At 69.3% G+C, this 15,307-nt stretch carries 17 protein-coding genes; 9 read left to right on the plus strand and 8 right to left on the minus strand.

From position 1 onward, the window contains the following. Positions 1-43 precede the first annotated feature (43 nt). The 4 genes from ACFWAR_RS00515 to ACFWAR_RS00530 form a co-directional block, all read right to left on the minus strand. Positions 44-1,141, minus strand: coding sequence for an SGNH/GDSL hydrolase family protein (locus ACFWAR_RS00515; protein ID WP_385772044.1), 1,098 nt, complete (start codon positions 1,139-1,141; stop codon positions 44-46). Continuing rightward, a complete protein-coding gene (locus ACFWAR_RS00520; RefSeq protein ID WP_385772045.1) occupies positions 1,065-2,375 on the minus strand; it encodes a hypothetical protein in 1,311 nt (436 codons plus the stop codon). Before ACFWAR_RS00520 ends, ACFWAR_RS00515 begins: the two co-directional genes overlap by 77 nt. 234 nt (positions 2,376-2,609) lie before the next feature. Further along, complete coding sequence (locus tag ACFWAR_RS00525; RefSeq protein ID WP_385772046.1) at positions 2,610-3,473, minus strand: hypothetical protein; 864 nt, start codon at positions 3,471-3,473, stop codon at positions 2,610-2,612. Between the two features lie 978 nt (positions 3,474-4,451). Further along, positions 4,452-4,634 carry a hypothetical protein gene (locus ACFWAR_RS00530; RefSeq protein ID WP_385772047.1) on the minus strand — a complete coding sequence of 61 codons (183 nt, stop codon included), beginning with the start codon at positions 4,632-4,634 and terminating at the stop codon, positions 4,452-4,454. A 122-nt stretch (positions 4,635-4,756) separates the two neighbouring features. On the opposite strand from ACFWAR_RS00530, the gene ACFWAR_RS00535 reads away from it, so the two are divergent. After that, complete coding sequence (locus ACFWAR_RS00535) at positions 4,757-5,014, plus strand: helix-turn-helix domain-containing protein (RefSeq protein WP_385772048.1); 258 nt, start codon at positions 4,757-4,759, stop codon at positions 5,012-5,014. Positions 5,015-5,029: 15 nt separating this feature from the next. Here ACFWAR_RS00535 and ACFWAR_RS00540 read toward each other — a convergent pair whose 3' ends face one another. Beyond that, complete coding sequence (locus tag ACFWAR_RS00540) at positions 5,030-5,896, minus strand: hypothetical protein (RefSeq protein ID WP_385772049.1); 867 nt, start codon at positions 5,894-5,896, stop codon at positions 5,030-5,032. A 270-nt stretch (positions 5,897-6,166) separates the two neighbouring features. On the opposite strand from ACFWAR_RS00540, the gene ACFWAR_RS00545 reads away from it, so the two are divergent. The 3 genes from ACFWAR_RS00545 (at position 6,167) to ACFWAR_RS00555 (ending at position 9,796) form a co-directional block, all read left to right on the plus strand. Continuing rightward, complete coding sequence (locus ACFWAR_RS00545; RefSeq protein WP_385772050.1) at positions 6,167-6,298, plus strand: hypothetical protein; 132 nt, start codon at positions 6,167-6,169, stop codon at positions 6,296-6,298. A 562-nt stretch (positions 6,299-6,860) separates the two neighbouring features. Next, positions 6,861-7,937 carry a pentapeptide repeat-containing protein gene (locus ACFWAR_RS00550; RefSeq protein ID WP_385772051.1) on the plus strand — a complete coding sequence of 359 codons (1,077 nt, stop codon included), beginning with the start codon at positions 6,861-6,863 and terminating at the stop codon, positions 7,935-7,937. Between the two features lie 1,043 nt (positions 7,938-8,980). Beyond that, positions 8,981-9,796: a hypothetical protein gene (locus ACFWAR_RS00555; protein WP_385772052.1), complete on the plus strand. Its 816-nt coding sequence runs from the start codon at positions 8,981-8,983 to the stop codon at positions 9,794-9,796. A 44-nt stretch (positions 9,797-9,840) separates the two neighbouring features. On the opposite strand, the gene ACFWAR_RS00560 is transcribed toward ACFWAR_RS00555, so the two are convergent. Both ACFWAR_RS00560 and ACFWAR_RS00565 read right to left on the minus strand, forming a co-directional pair. After that, on the minus strand, positions 9,841-10,728 hold the full coding sequence (locus ACFWAR_RS00560; RefSeq protein ID WP_385772053.1) for an aminoglycoside phosphotransferase family protein: 888 nt from the start codon (positions 10,726-10,728) through the stop codon (positions 9,841-9,843). Beyond that, positions 10,725-11,219 (minus strand): hypothetical protein, encoded by a 495-nt coding sequence (locus tag ACFWAR_RS00565; protein WP_385772054.1) that lies wholly within the window; start codon positions 11,217-11,219, stop codon positions 10,725-10,727. Before ACFWAR_RS00565 ends, ACFWAR_RS00560 begins: the two co-directional genes overlap by 4 nt. Before the next feature lie 130 nt (positions 11,220-11,349). Here ACFWAR_RS00565 and ACFWAR_RS00570 point away from each other — a divergent pair, with 130 nt between their 5' ends. The 4 genes from ACFWAR_RS00570 (at position 11,350) to ACFWAR_RS00585 (ending at position 13,847) form a co-directional block, all read left to right on the plus strand. Next, positions 11,350-12,087 carry a hypothetical protein gene (locus ACFWAR_RS00570; RefSeq protein ID WP_385772055.1) on the plus strand — a complete coding sequence of 246 codons (738 nt, stop codon included), beginning with the start codon at positions 11,350-11,352 and terminating at the stop codon, positions 12,085-12,087. Positions 12,088-12,440: 353 nt separating this feature from the next. After that, positions 12,441-12,779, plus strand: coding sequence for an ATP-binding protein (locus tag ACFWAR_RS00575; protein ID WP_385772167.1), 339 nt, complete (start codon positions 12,441-12,443; stop codon positions 12,777-12,779). Positions 12,780-12,825: 46 nt separating this feature from the next. Continuing rightward, positions 12,826-13,272: a hypothetical protein gene (locus ACFWAR_RS00580; RefSeq protein WP_385772056.1), complete on the plus strand. Its 447-nt coding sequence runs from the start codon at positions 12,826-12,828 to the stop codon at positions 13,270-13,272. Further along, on the plus strand, positions 13,209-13,847 hold the full coding sequence (locus ACFWAR_RS00585) for a hypothetical protein (protein ID WP_385772057.1): 639 nt from the start codon (positions 13,209-13,211) through the stop codon (positions 13,845-13,847). Before ACFWAR_RS00580 ends, ACFWAR_RS00585 begins: the two co-directional genes overlap by 64 nt. Here ACFWAR_RS00585 and ACFWAR_RS00590 read toward each other — a convergent pair. Continuing rightward, complete coding sequence (locus ACFWAR_RS00590; RefSeq protein ID WP_385772058.1) at positions 13,819-14,613, minus strand: hypothetical protein; 795 nt, start codon at positions 14,611-14,613, stop codon at positions 13,819-13,821. The two genes, ACFWAR_RS00585 and ACFWAR_RS00590, sit on opposite strands and share 29 nt — an antisense overlap. 330 nt (positions 14,614-14,943) lie before the next feature. On the opposite strand from ACFWAR_RS00590, the gene ACFWAR_RS00595 reads away from it, so the two are divergent. Beyond that, a complete protein-coding gene (locus tag ACFWAR_RS00595; RefSeq protein ID WP_385772059.1) occupies positions 14,944-15,219 on the plus strand; it encodes a hypothetical protein in 276 nt (91 codons plus the stop codon). The last annotated feature ends 88 nt before the right edge of the window (positions 15,220-15,307 follow it).

The raw sequence follows: 15,307 nt of genomic DNA on the forward strand, positions 1-15,307 counted from the left end.
AGGTGCGTCTAAGGGGTTCACCTGGACGAGCCTGCCCTGTGGATCACGAGCCTGTATAGCCGATCTCCTGGAGTCGCTTGGCCATGACGGCCGCGTATCCAGTGGTTCCAGCCGATTTGGGGTGGAAGGATTCTCGACTCATGCACGCGTCGGCGGGTATCCCCTCGTACAGGCAGCCTCCGGACTGTGTGACGGGGTCCTTCTGGTGGAAATCGCCGTCACCGTTCGGGCCGACGACGATCTTGTTGATCCACTCCGGTTCGTCGCAGCCGGCGTGCCCGGTGAACGCCTGTACCGGGTTGGCGTAGGCGATGCTCCAGCCAACGGCGGCCTTCTGGTTGACGAGGTCGTTCTGCTTGCCGTCAACGTAGTTGACCAGTTCGGCGATGGCTCGGGCCTCGGGCAGGTAGAAGTAGAGCGATCCGGAGCACTTCACCGTCTTGCTGAGCAGCTCGGGATAACCCATGAGGACGACCTTGGCCCCGGGGGCCTTGCTCCTGATGTCCTGTAGCGTCCCCTCCAGGTTCAAGATCATCCTGTCGGCGATGCCTTTGTACTTCGGCAGGAAGTTGGGGTCGTCGTTGCAGTCCTTCCCCAGGCCCGCACAGTCCAGCATGGCGTTCGCGAACCCGCCGCCGTCGTTGCCTCCGAGCGTCAGCATGACCAAGGTCGTGTCGCTCGACAGCACCCCTGAGTCGACCTGGTTGATCTCCCGGAACTGGCCTTCCTCGAAAGGCTGGGATCCCGGTAGGTAATTCCCGCTCCGCACGTTCTTCGTCATTGCTCCGGAGCAGGCTACGAATCCGAGTTCGGCTGACGGGCTGAAGGTGTCCGCCTGGGTGCCGAGCGGCGCGGACTGGCCGGGAAGGGTGAGTTTGCGGGCCCAGGCGTCGTTGCTGCGGCGGCACGCGTCCCAGTTGGGCTTGCCGTGGTTGGCGTCCGATTCGGGAGAGTACGCGCCGGCGCCCTCGCCGGAGGTGTAGGAGTCGCCGAGTACCGCGACCATGTGCTGGGGTTTCGCCGTGAGCGGTTGGAAGGCGATGGCGTCCCAGGCGACGTCCTGGTCAGCGGTGCCGTCCGCGGTCTGGTTGTCCAGGCTCACCTTCGGGGTGCCCTTGAAGCGGTACGTGCCGAGTGACACCCAGCGATTGGATCGGTAGTTCTGGTTGATGTAGCGGTCCCTGGGGGCCGTGCCGTCGCCGAGGTCGACGCGGTACCGGGCCTGGTGCGTCTCGGCTCCGCTGTCGGGCAGGTGGACCAGGACCCGCGCCCACTGGTCGAGCGGTTTGTTGAGGGTCCAGGTAGGTGACGGGCGTACCCGGGGTGGGTGCGAAGTCGAGCGAGAGCGAGCCCGAGTTCGTCCACGGCTTGGAGCAGTCGCCGCGGAAGGTGGAAACAGCGGCGTCCACGTCGTCGACGACCAGGGCGCCCGCCGGCAGACCGGTCGTGCCACAGTTGGGCTTGCCGCTGTTGCCCCGCCCGAGCTCGGCACGAAGGGTCTTGCAGGTGAGTGCCTCGTGTCCGCAGGCGGCCGCGCAGTCCTTCCAGGTGGCGTCCGTGTGGAACCAGAACTGCTTGTAGCATTCCTCGTTCGTGCAGACTGTGGGCGTGCCGGGCGTGCAGTTGTTGCTGCTGTTGCAGAAGGTCGACAGCGGCGGCTTGATGGCTGAGATGCGGGAGGCGATGTCTCCCCACCAGGCGGCCGAGTACCCGTGCGTGTTGCTGTTGTTCTGCTCTCCGGCGTCGCTGTAGGCACGGCCCGTGTCGATCGGGTACGCCGCCCATCCCATGACCTTTTCGGGGTAGGGCCAGTTCTGCGGCTTGGCCGCGTCCGCGTAGTGGTTGTTGTCGAGGAAGGCGTTCCGGTCGGCCGGGTACTTGGGGTTGGCCGGGTTGTTCAGCCATCCCAGGCCCCAGCGGCCGAGAAGGTCACCGGTGTTGAAACCGAGGTTGTAGTTCCACACCGCGGCGAACCAGTTTTCGACGGCCTTGGGGTCGTCATTGTTCAGCTTGATCGTCTGACCCGGCGCGTGCAGCTCGTTCCACTTGTCGGACAGCGTCTTGGCCGCGATCGCGATGTTGTACGCGTAGTCGAGTGCGACGGCCCTCTGCTGCGCGGCGGGCATGGCATCCGGCTTGCCGTCCTGCCTCCGGCCCGGGACGCTCATGCCGTCGGTCTGCTGGCCGATGCCGTAACCGCAGTCGGCCTTGGTCCAGTTGACGCTCCAGACCTTGTCCGGGTCGTAGCCGGGGGTGCCGGGGTACACGTTCGTCCCGTAGAAGTTGCCCACCAGGGGGTTACCGGTCTGGCCGGGCATCGCGTGGTACGACGCCTGCGAGAGGTTGGACTCCTGGGCCAGTACGCCGAGCAGCACCTGGGCCGGGATCCGGGATCCCGCCGGCGCGCCCTTCAGCGCGGGCAGCGGGGGAAGGTCTGGGACGGCGGACTCATCGCGCCGAGGCCCGCCTGCGAGCGGTATCCCGACATCGGAACCCAGCTGCTTCCCAGCTCACCGCGGATGGCCATGTCCGCGGCCCATTCCACCTGGTTCGGTGTGGGCTGCAGGGCCTGCTGGCCGGCGTCGTTGCGGGGAACGGAACAGGTCCGCTCAGGGTCGTACGGCGTGGACCCGGATCCGGCCGCTGCGGCTCCCGCCGCGGAGGGCTTCGCCTTCTCCGCCCCTGCGGCCGCCGCGAGGGCGGGCGAGGGCTGCTCGGCACCGTTGCCAGGGGCGGCCGGGGACGGTGAACGCGAGCTTCTTCCTGCTGCCCGCCGTGTGGGCCTCGATTCGGAAGGGAGCTCTCTCCCCGTCCTCGTACGGCGCAAGCGGCTTGGCGACGTGGGTGCGCAGACCCGCGGAGACCGCTGTGTCCACCACGAGGCGGCCGTGTGAGGAGACAGCGCTGCCGGGCTCCGCGTTCACCTGCTGAACGCTCTTGGGCAACACAGGCCTGCCCGCCGGCGCCCCCGTCAGATACAGCCGTCCCGCTGTACCCACGGCCAGGCCCACCGTGCCCAGTCCGCCGCGGGCGAGTTCAGTCACCTTTGCGACAGCCACTCTTTTGACACTGACCTGCTCGTCATGGCGTTCGAGGAAGACCACCCAGCCGTCGGCGTCCGGATGCACGTGGAAGGCGGGCCCGGACGTCCTGGCCAGCAGCTCGCTGCGACCGTCGGGCAGGACACGGCTGAGCTGGTTGCCTATGGCGGCGACGATGCCATCCTTGCCGGGCACGGCCGACGTCGCCTGTCCGACGACCGTGACCTCCGAGGTGATCTTCCCCGCAGCGGCGTCCAGGCTCAAGAGCCGGGTCTCGCCCGTCTCCTGATCGGCGGCCTGGGTGAGCACTGCGGTCTCCCCCGTCCCACAACCCGGGTCGAAGTACGCGAGGGACACCTGCCGATCGAGCTTCGTCACCTTGCGCGTCTCGAGGTCCACCACCGCGGCGAAGGCACCCCGGTCGAACAGCATCGGCTTGTTGTTGAACGACCGGGGGCGTAGGCGACCACCGCCCGCTTGCCCGAGCCGGTGACACAGACATTGCCGACCCAGGCATCACTCTCGAAGCCGCCTTCCCGCAGCGCGGCGACCTCCCGCCACTGGTAGGCCTTGGAACTGTCGGCCGCGAGCACGTGGAGCCCCTCGGCGTCACCCACCACAGCCACGGCCCGGTCGCCCGAGGTACGCCAGCCCTTCGGCAGCACAGTGTCCGGCCGCTCCACCTTCGACGGGTCGTCCCCGCCGGGTAACGACCGACCGGCGGAACCGGGCTCCTTCGCATTCGCCACCGCGCCTGCGGCCTGTCCCTCGCCGGGTCGTGCCCGCGCCGCCGTGGTGGGGAGCAACCCCACCGTCAACGCCGCCACCGCGCTGGCGGCGACCCACCCCTGTCTGCCTCTTCGCATCAGCGTTCTTCCCATACCTCTCAACGGCCCTACCAGGAATGTGTCCGGTGTAGAAAAGGCCGTTGGAACAGGGAGCGGCAATCACACAATTCACTCCAGTCCCGGCACGTGGCCGGGTCTCATCGGCTCCCGAACGGCGCCCGGTCTCCGCCCGGCGGGCTTGACCTGGGCAGCCCTATGCCTGATCGGATAGACCTGCGGTCGGTTCAGCAAGATCCTGCTATCCGGACTGGCCTGTACCTGTCACCCGGATCAAGGCGTCGTTCGGCCGACGATCCCGCACCCCGACCACCGGCTCACCCACCAGATCACCTGGCTCGCCGTTGAAGCGGCAGGCCTCCCCCGCCTCTACCCCGAAGCGGGCGCGCCCTGGCAGCCCGCCGCCCTGTACGCGGCCACGCATCGGGAATCGGCGAACGGCCTGGATGTCAAAAGCCGGCTGGCAGCACGTCGGCTGCGACGCCGTGCCCCTCGGCCGCGCCAGCGGTCAGGCCGACGTCCGGGAGTTCCTCCGCCGGATCGGGGTTCTGGGGAGGACTGGTCGTCAGGTGAGGAGGGCGTCGAGGGTGCTGGCTACGACGGTGGCGAGGGTGATGACCGCGGCGAAGGCGGCGGCGGCGCGGTAGCCGGCGTTGTCCATGCGGGCGAGCTTGCCCGCGCCGGCGGCGGCCAGCAGCACGAGGACGGTCACGAGCGCGGTGGCGAGCAGGACGACGGTGACGGTCACGTCGATCTCCCGGTAAGCGTTGGGGTGTTGACGTGGTCGAAGGCGGCGCAATCCGCGTTCGCCGGGGTTCGCCGGTAGGAGGATGAACACCGGCGACCACGACGGTCCTGGGGGCACGCACGGTGCATGACGAACACAACGGCCAGGATCCGGCGCTGTCCGAGCTCCGGGAGGGGCTGAGATGCGGGACGGCCCGCCTGCGGCTGAATCAGACGGATCTCGCCCAGCGTGCCGGTCTCGGGCGCACGACGGTCTCGGAGGCACTCTCGCCGACGAAGCCCGCGCCCTCACCCGAGACCGTGGCGGCCCTGGCCCGCGCGCTGCGCACTACCTCAGCTCCCGAACCATGGCACCGGACGCCTGACTTGGAACACATCTGAGGGGCACAGGGGCGGCTAGGCCGGCAGCGGCTGGTGCAGCCACGCCTGCAGCGTGCCGGTCTTCGTCGGGACGCCGATCTCACGGAACTCGTACGGGCTGATGCCGAGGTGGTTCTGGCGTACGGTCGTCCAGTAGACGGCATCCGAGACGCACAGCGCGTAGGGGTCCGTGCCTCCGCGCAGGGCCGCGCGGACTGCCTGTGCGTCAAGCAGTCGGCAGGCGTCGTTGAGAGCATCGCCGACCCAGCCGTCGTGTCCGTCCGCGTTTACGTCACCCGTGGCCAGGACCAACCGCGAACGGAGTTGAACCGCGTCCGAGGCAAGCCGGTTGATCGCCCGCAGTTCCGTAGGGACGACCCGGAGCACGGCGCGCAGAAGATCGGCCATGGGGACAGCGGCATCGATCAGTTCAATGACCCCGTCCCCTAGATCCGTCCGCCGCCGCGCCGCCGGGTCCACGCCGGCTGCCTCTGCGACACGGTCCAGGAGACCGAAGAGCATCCGGCGCATGTATCCCTGCTCGACATCGCCTCGCCTGCTGAACCTCTCGAAGTCGGCAAGGAGCAGGCTCCGCGGTGTGGCCCTCCCGACCTCAGGGTCACGCGTGACCGTTACCGACTGGAGCACTGCCGCAGTCACCTCCTGGGCCGGCCTCGGTTCATCCGTGGCCGGCGGCAAGGAGTCCGCTTCCGCGGCGGCGTCCCACAGCGCGTGGAACCGTTTCACCTCGACCGCCGCATCGGCGCCCGGGGTCCGACCCCCAAGTTCGCTCACCAGCATCTCCACAAGCCCCCACATCGGCAGCCGAGGCTTGGTGAAGGCGTCGTGGATCCGGCTTGGGCTGACCACTCCGGTGCCCAGAGCTCGGGCCAGCTCCCGCACCGACGGCCAACCCGCCCGGCGATGAGCGAGGTGCAGCTCATCGCTCAGCCTCTTGCGAGGCCCAGGCAGAAACGTGGGAGCCGTGAGTCGAGCCATCCGTGATCCCCCGCGAAGTGTCCAGAAGCGTCCAACTGCGTCCGACGGGCAACGTACCGCGTCCGAACTCGTAAATCTCCGAACTGAGTTGTCTGGGGACGTCAGACCACGTCAGCACCCCTGTGAGCGAGCCGAATCTGGATGAGACCGATCGGAATCGCACCAGGAGACACCATGATCGACACGGCGCTGACCCTCATCGTCCAGGGCCTGCTCACCGAACTCCCCGCCAGCCTGATCACGGCGGCCTGCACCGCGCTCGCCGTATGGGCAGTCCGCAAATGGAGGGCGCAGCAGCCCAAGTGAAGACCCGCTCCGCCGCTCCACGCCGCCGATACCCCTGCGGTCCCGCTGCCCTCCGCGGCCCGGCGGGGGTATCGGCGGCCCTTCGCCGTCGTGGTGCGCACCGCAAGCCGGTCCACGTCGGGGACGGCGCCCGCCAGGCTTCGCCCGCGGCCCGTACGGGGCAGGGCACCAGGAGGAGAAGCGTGGCCGAGGCAGGTGGGGCTGTGGCGAGGCCCCCGCGCGCCGGGACCACGTGCACGCCGAGCGGGGCACACCTTCTGTGGCCGGCGTCCAGAGCGGGAACGACAACACCCCGGCACGACGGACGTGCCGGGGGCGAAGCCGGTGCGTGACCACGAAGCTCACTGCGGCAGGCGAGCCGGTCAGCGTCCCGGGCCCACAGGTACCGCGGTGGTCTCCGGCCTCGGGGATCGATCAGGACGTGGATAGCGGCCGCAGCCGGCGGCTTCGGCCCTCAGTCACTCCCGGTTGGACGAGCCAACAGAACCCGGAGGCGGAATCGGTCCGTCTGACCGACCTCCCCGGCTGCAACCGGGGGGCCGCCGGGTCTGTCTTCACCACCATGAGAGCCATACCAAGGCGGGAATCGACCCCGAACCCACAGACCGCACTGGACGACCGGGAGTTACGGCTGTCGCCGGTCGGCCAAGTGCTGGCCGCCACTTTCGCCACCGCGACCCTGGTCGCGGGCGGCATCTTCTGCAGCCTGCTGCTCGTACTGGACTTCAAGGGGATCGACAACACCGCGAAACTCGACGCAAAGACCCTCTTCGACCTGGTGAAGGTCTCCTTCGGGGTGGTCGCCGGGGCCGGCGCCCTCGTCGCCCTTGTCGTCGCCTACCGCCGCCAGCGCGTCGACGAGGCCGGTGCCCACCGGGAAGCCACCCGCCTGCACACCGAGCGCTTCACCGCCGCCGTCCAACAGCTCGGCTCCGACTCCCCGGCCGTCCGCCTCGGAGGAGTCCACGCTCTCGCGGGCCTGGCCGACGACGCCCCTGACCAGAGCCTGCGCCAGACCTGCATCGACGTCCTGTGCGCCTACCTACAGCTCCCCTACACCCCCGACCCCGGCGGCAACCCCGCCCACCAGGAGGAACACGACCGCTACCTCGCGCTCCGCAAAGTCCGGCACACCATCCTGCGCTTGATCGGCAACCACTACCGACTCCCTTCGGGCACCTATCGCTCCTGGCAGGGCTGCGACCTGGATCTTTGCGACGTGACCATCGACTGCGACATGAACTTCAGCGGCGCGGTGTTCTCCGGCGCCCAGGTGGCCTTCTCCCGCGCGACGTTCTCCGACGGCCACGTGTCCTTCGCCAACGCGACCTTCTCCGCCGGCGAGGTGTACTTCATCGGCTGTACCTTCTCCAGCGGCAGTGTCTCTTTCGAAGGCGCCGTGTTCTCCGGAGGTAGCACATTCTTCGGGGGTGCGACGTTCTCCGGCGGCGAGGTCGACTTCACCCGTGCAGCGTTCTCCGGCGGCGACGTGAACTTCTACGACGCGGTGTTCTCCGGCGGCACCGTGAACTTCGGCGAAGCTACGGGGCGGCCTCCCCGTCTTCTCCTCATTGCTGTTGGCACTCCGGTCCCTGCCTTCGTCACCCTGCCTCCCTCCTGGTCACTCCCGGCCTTGTAACAACCAGGGTCCGGCGAACAACGGCGAGACGGCCCTCGGGGAGGATCGGCCGGATCTTCACACAACTCGGTTCGCAGAACGAGGTGCGCCTGGCCGGGCGGTGAGGACGGTCGGCCTCGCCGACTCCCACCGGTCCCCGGCCGGCAGTTTGGCCCGCGGGTCACCCCACCGGTCAGTCCGCCGGGCGTACACGTCGCGCCGGCGCAGGGCCCGACTCCGGCTCGACCTCTGGTGCGGCGAAGACCAGGCGCCGCCACGACCCGGTCACCGGCCCGCCCCCGGCGGCCCCTCATCGTCGGGCACTGGGATGCACCGGGGCCGGCCGAGCGCACCTACACCAGCGGGGTCGGCTGGTACGGAAAGCCACCCGACGGCAACGATCCAGCTCCTCGACACAGGGACGCCCCCCACACGGTGCTCATGACATGGCCCCCGGACAGCACCGAATCAACCAACGGTTGAGGCCAGATGGCGGACGATCCGGACCGCCCTTCGTGCCCAACTGGTGCGGTAGGCCGTTCGTCTCCCGTTCGAGTGAAGTCTGCGGACCCGGGGGCGATTGCGGGGGTTGGCGGCGTCTACAGAGGGGGGTCGTCGTGGCCGAGGACGTGCCGGCCGTTCTCCTCGGTGACAACCGGCGGACAGCCAGGGCAGGAATACACGCCGAGCGAGCCCAGCCAGCGCCAACCCCGTCTCCAAAGGGGCTCCCACTGGTCACTGGCCGGCCGCGGGACGTCGGCGGTACAGGCGGTGCAGGAGACGACGAGGGTGTCGGTGGGCTCGGACACGGCCACAGCCTACCGGGGTGATCTTCGGGAGAAGGTGCTCGGCAGCCCGAGCGCCGGGGGCCGCGCGACCGCGTCCGGCCCCGGCGCCCGCCTCACACGACCGAACGTCGGCGCGGCGCTCAACTGCGCTGTTAAGGGCAGGACGCTGTCGCAGGCGCGTGCGATCCTCTACGCGGTACCGGACAGTCGGTGCTGCACGGCTACGGCGCGGGACCTGTCTCCCGGACCGCAGCAATCAGATCAGCAGGGGTGGGAATGAAGAACAACCGGATAGCCATGGCCGTTACCGCGGTCGTCCTGATCGCGGGGGGCTCGGTCGGGTGCGGCAAGGCGGTCAGCGACGCCGCTCGTGATGCGGCCGCGCTCGGGGCGCTGGCTCAGGCGTCGGCCGTGGTGTCGAAGGCGGGGTCCGCGGACGTCAGCATGACCGTGACGGCGCCGTCCACGGGCGGTAAGGCAGTGGCGATGAACGGGCTCTACTCGTGGGGCGCGGGCACCGGTGTCGCGATGGAGACAGAGATGTCGGCCGCGGACCTCAACATGAGCGCGCTGGTCGCTGACGGCACCATCACGATGCGTCTGGTCGACGGCGTCTACTACTACGGCGTGGACCCCCTCAAGGAAGGTGCGGCCAAGGGCAAGTCGTGGCTCAAGGTCGAGGCCTCGGCCTTCGTGGGCGAAGACGGGGCGGCCGCCATGAAGTCCGGCAACGCCGACCCGACCGCGGGCCTCAAGCTCCTCCCGCACGCGAAGGACGCCGAGGAGCTGGGGACCGAGGACGTCCGGGGCGTGGAGACCGTCCACTACACGGCGAGGATCCCTACCGACAAGATGGTGGGCGACGCCGGCTCCGTGTTCAAGGGGATGGGCGCCACCGGCGACGTCCAACTGGACGTCTGGGTCGACGACAAGGGCAACCCGGCCCGCCTGAAAGAAGTCGTCGGCACCACCACGGTGGAAATGGAATTCCTGTCATTCGGCGGCAGCCGGACCGTCCAGGCCCCGCCCGCCGCGGACACCGCGGACCTGACCGAGGGAATCAAGAAGGCGAAGAGCGCCGGGGCAGCCTGACGCGGATGAACCGGTGGGCGGTGCTGCCGCCCACCGATTTCGCGTTACATGATTCCTTGCCAGGACCAGGGGCGGGGTCCGTGGCGCCCCCGGAGGCAGTCCACGCGGTATTGCGCTTGTTCGCGCCAACCAGGGTGGGACGTGGCGTGCTGAGCTGCGTAGGACACCATCCGCAGTTCACGGGCTCCCGCCAGTACTTCGTAGCCAGGCCATTGAGTGACGTCGTGTCCGTATGCCGAGCAGAACTCCGCATACTCGGCCGGTGTGACCGCGCCCGTGCTGCGAGAGCGGGCCGCGGTGGAGACGAGGTCCCATTCGGGTGGCCCGATGGAGAAGCGTTCGAGGTCCAGCAGGACGGTCTGTTGCGGTGTGCGGACGATGTTGCCGGGCCAGGCGTCGCCGTGGATCGCGCGGTGCGGGAGTCCTTCGGGGAGGCCGCTGTCCCATTGGTCTGCGAGGTCGTGGAGGCGGTCGAGGAGCCAACGGCGATCGTTCTCGGGGAGCGTGCTCGCGGAACCGAGGCGTTCGGGGATGCGGACGAAGGGATCTAGCCGGCCGATGTCGAAGTCGGGCACTGGCAAGGCGTGCAGTGTCTTGAGGGCCTGAGCTACCTCGGTGATGCTGCCGTGCTCGTGCGCCGGCAGTTCCTCCCAGAACGTCACAGGGCGCCCTGCGGTCGCAACCGGCTGCGCGACGGCCAGTGGCCTGGCCGTCGGGACGGCGTTGGCCAGCAGCCAGCGGGCTACGCGCACCTCGCGCTCGGCTGCGCCATGCTGTCCGGTGCGTGCGATGCGGGCGATCAGGCCCCCTCGCAGACGCCAGGTCTCGTTCTCGGCGATGCGTATGGGCTCGGCATCGGTGGGGTCGACGCCCGCTGCGACGCAAGCCGCGCGTAGTACCGCCGCCGAGGAGGAGTTGGGGGCGGTGGTCATGCCTTCACGGTAGCGGTGATTCGCCTGCGCAGGGCGGCTACGTCTGGCAGGCGGTTGTGGCGCGAGGCGTGGCGCGCGAGCTCGCGGAGGTCGTCGGCGGCCCGGAGCGAGGTGATGCCGCTCCCAAGGCCCAGGGCCCGGGTGCCGATGACGGCGGCTTCGTGTGGATCGCCGCGGTGCATGAGCAGTGAGGCGAACTTGGTGCAGGAGATGGCCTTGGAGCGGACGAAGCCGGGGCCGTGGCCGTTGACGGCCCGCCCGAATCGGGTGACGGCCTCGGTGGGGTTGTGGTCGTCGAAGGTGACCGCGAGATCGAAGAGGGCTCGCGCGGTGTCGCCGTTGTGCTGGGCCTCGTCGTAGTACGCCATCCACGGCGGGTCGTTCTCGGGCTGCCGCTGGGCGAATGCGTCGTCGGCCGCACCGACGGCGGAGAGGGTCCCTTGGACGTCGCGTAGCTTGCCGAAGGCACGGGCCCGGGCGGTGTGGAGCATGGCGCTCGGTCGCGGTGAGACGGTCGGCGCGCACGAGCCCCTTCTCCGCGTGGGTGAGGCCGTCGTCTGGATCCCCGGTCCAGATGGCTTGGCGGGCGAGGAAGCTGTAGCCCTTCGCCCTCAGGTGCCAATGACGTCCTTCTTCGGCGCATTCGACGGCGACCTTGAAGGCGAGCCGTGCTTCGTCGTGCCGGTAGACGTCGAACTGCGACGCGCCCGCGACGAGGCCGAGACGGGCGACGGCCGCCAGGAAGTGCTCGCGCAGCGGGGTTGGGCACTCGACGGAGAGAAGCCCGATGGCCCACTGCATCGAGGAGGCGGAGAGCCGGCCGATGAGGCCCCCACCGCCATGCTGGTTGTCCCAGGTTTGAAGGCCTTGGGCGATGTCGAGGAGACCTCGGATCTCGGTGGGGGTGATCCGCTCGGGCAGAGGCGCCGGGCTGGTGGGAGTGAGCAGACGGGCCAGGTCCACCGGAGCGGCGATGGCCAATCCGCCGATGGCCAGCAGTGTTCGTCGGTACACGGAGTCAGGACTCCTCGGCGCGGTCGGAGTAGTTCCGACCAGCATGCGCCCCTTGGGCATTCCTCCGGTGCGATCGGCCGGGTGCGCGCGGGACTTATCCGCATGGGGAGCGGATTTATCCGCATCGCCGAAGACCATGGCCCACGACCGAACGAAGAGGCCTCCCGTATCGAGGGCATCGTCGAGGCGAGGGGCGAGGTCCTGGGGACAGCGGTAGATGCCCTTCTCAATCTTGAGCAGCACATCGACGCTGACCTGCAACTTGGCCGCGACGGGCCCCGCAGTGGGGTAGCTGGCGTCCTTGCGGCGCAGCCTGATCTCGTGGCCGTACCACGCTTCCGGTGAGCTGCCCGGGTCAAGCACTTTCTCTGGCTGGGCCATTGCCGCCCTCTTCAGCCCCATGCGGATTCCCTGAGGTATCCGCATCGCCCTCTACACACGGCTCTGGCGTCCTGCCTGGATGGTGGCTGACCGGTGCACACCCAGTACACACCGCTACCGGGGCCCCGTGACGGGGTTTCAGGTCAACCGCACTGGATCAGACATGACGCCTTCCTCTGGAGCGACCTCCTACGGGCCCGCGCCCAGCCTGCTGCGCGGGCGGCCCGGTCAGATGGACATGGACCTGGAGGTCACCGCGCGCTCGATTCACCACACGAAGCGCCTCCTGATGGAAGGCGTCCGCATGTGGGGGGGGGCTGGAAACCTTGGCCGACGACCTCGGCCTGGTGGTGGCGGAGCTCCTCACCAACGTGCTGCGCCACGCCGTCCACCCTGACGGAACACCAGTTGGCCGCGCCCGCTGCGTGGTGCAACGCACGCCGACCGGTCTCGTGATCGTCGTCCACGACGACGACCCCGCTCTGCCGCGCGAACAGCCCGCTGATGACGAGGCCTGCAGCGGCCGCGGGCTGCGGATCGTCCGCGCACTGGCGTCTGGATTGGCCATCGTTCCCAGTCCGGCCGCCAGCGTCGGGACGGACATCACCCTCGATCACGAGCCTCCCCAGCACAAGCACGCCGAAAGCGCCGCCTGACTTCACCGTTCCCGGCGGCCCGCCTCTACGCTCTGGAGAACGCCCGATGACCACGGCCGACGACACCGGCTCACCCGTTCCGCTTCCCATCCGGTCGGCCGGAGAGGAATGGAAGATGGCGGAGGCCAGCCGTACCTCCCAAGGGCACCTCTTGCGCATGGAACAGGGCTTGTCCGCCGTCCCCACCCACAGCCTTGAAGAGCTGCTCGGGCAGTACGGCCGCGGGGACGCCCAGGGGTTGGCCGATGCCCAGGTGATTCAGCAACAGGCCGCGCGCGAGGAGGTGTTGGACACGGGCGCCTACGCCGAGGACCGCCTGCGCGCCCTGGAAGCGAGCGCGGTGCAGATCACCGCGCTCACCTACTGGACGTCCCCGCCCTTCTTGCACCGCGCCCCCACCCTGATTCCCACCTCAAGGCGGGGCAAATCGTGCCGTACTCACGGCCACGCCCCGCCTGCCCGATCACCCTCCTCATCGAGGAACCCGTCCTGAGCCGACCCGCGGGAGGAGCCGTCGTCGCCGGCGCCCAGTTCCACGACTGGGTCGACATGGCGGACGCCGGGCTCGTCACCTTGCGGGGGTTTTCCCCCATCACGGCGATGTCCCCCGCCGGTGGCCTCCTGAGCGAGATCACCCTGGCCCGCGCGACGCTCTGGGTCGAGGACCAAGGCATCCCCGTGTACTCCAGCGGCACCCCCGCCGCCTGGCGGCGCGACCTCATCCAACAAGCCACCGCCTCGGCACTCAGCCCCGACGGCAGCCGCGCCGCCGTGTCGCAGGCAGCCCACCGCTGGGCCCCCCGCAGCATCACCACGCCCTGGAGAAGCGACCTCGCGCGCTGCAAATCCCCCGCGCAACTGCGCGCGGTGGGCGCCTGGGTCCGCTGCACCGTGCGCACCGCGGCCGTCGCCCGGCGCCTTACATCCTGCGGATGGCGAACCGTGCACGAAGAGCCGCCACAGGCGCATCTTTCCCTCATGCAGCTGACCCCGGCCCCGGTTCGCGACCTGGAGAAGACGGTCTGTAGCGAAGGAGTCGTCAGGTCCGTTGGTCGGACGCGTTCCTGATGTCCAGGGTGGTTTTGGCCGCTTCCGTCAGATCCGTGATTCCGTTGTGCAGGACGGTGCCGAGGGTGTCTGAGTCGCTCCAGACGCAGACGGACATGGCGGGGTTGTCGTTGTAGTGCCCGCAGGCCAGCCGGCCGCCGAGGGGGCCGGCAGGATACTCCGCGGAGTCGGTGCTCTTGGCTCCGGCGAAGAAGTTCCTGAACTCTTGCGTGATGGAGTCCCGTTGCTTCTCCGCGGCCAGCTTCTGCGACCACTGAGTGGTGTCGATGTGGAGGACGCTGTCAGCGCGGCCGTCATCGTCGCGGTCGTAGTACCAGCTGCGGCCACCGGGAATGCGTGCGGCTCCCGCTTGCGCCTCACGGTAGGAGGCCGACTCCTCCTCCGTCATCAGCCGGTAGCCGTCCACGGCCGCGGGCGGCGTGATCGTACGCGCACCGGTCGCGGCCGTGTCGGCTTCTACCCGGTCGGCCGCGGGCGCGGCGGTCTCCGCGGCGCGCGGCTCCGGCCCGTACTGGAGCGCGGCGTTCACCACGGCGCCCACCCCGAGCAGGCCCAGGACAGCGAGGACCGTACGGCGCCGGCGCACTCGCAGCGCTTTGGTGTGCGCGTCAACGATCACGCCGGGGGGCAGGGCCTTGCCCCGCCGCCACGATGCGGTGACGCGCCAGAGCACGAGCAGCAGCACGGCGGGCAGGAGGAGGGCACCCAGCACCCGCCCGCTCGCGTACGCCTCGGAGGTGGTGTCGATGGACAGATAGATCATCACCGGCGCATCGTACGCAAGTGCGAAACTCGCACGCCCGCGCCCCTGTACCGGCCGAGCCAATGTGCTCCGGCCCGGTCCACGGCGCGTGAGCGCTGGCCGGCAGCTACTCAGCACAGCCGCCCAACGTCGCACAGCCCGGCGCTTCGTCGTTGGGCAGAACCGCGATTCTCCGGACGGCGCACTGGGGCCCGACCTAGTCTCGATGGGTCAGGTACCCGAAGGGGAGGAGCAATCGATGTCGACACCACAGGGGCCGCAACCCGGACCGTACCCGGGCGACGGCGGGAACCCTGTTCCCCAGCCCCCGCAGGACCCGCCCACCCCCTCGTCATGAACGCCAGGCGCCCGGAGCAGATCCGGGGATTCCGAATCCGCGAGAAGCCGCGCACGGACCCGGACCCGGGGATGGACACCGGCTACCGCATCGTGTGCGCCACGGGCCACCCGGCGTACGAGACGATGCACTGGGGGGGCGGTCAGCACACGTGCCAATGCGGCCGTGGGCTCGTGCTCACGCGGGCCGAATTGGACCTGCTGTACGACGCCTACCTGCCCGACCATCTCCGCTCAAAGAGCACCCGCAGAACCGATCAGCAGCACCAGTGACCGCGGATACCCCGCCCCGGCCAAGATCCACTCCTTAGGGGACACGCCCTGGCTAAGCAGCCGATCTGGTGGCGCCACCGGGTCGCCC

The organism is Streptomyces sp. NPDC059917, from assembly GCF_042730635.1.
Lineage (GTDB): Bacteria > Actinomycetota > Actinomycetes > Streptomycetales > Streptomycetaceae > Streptomyces.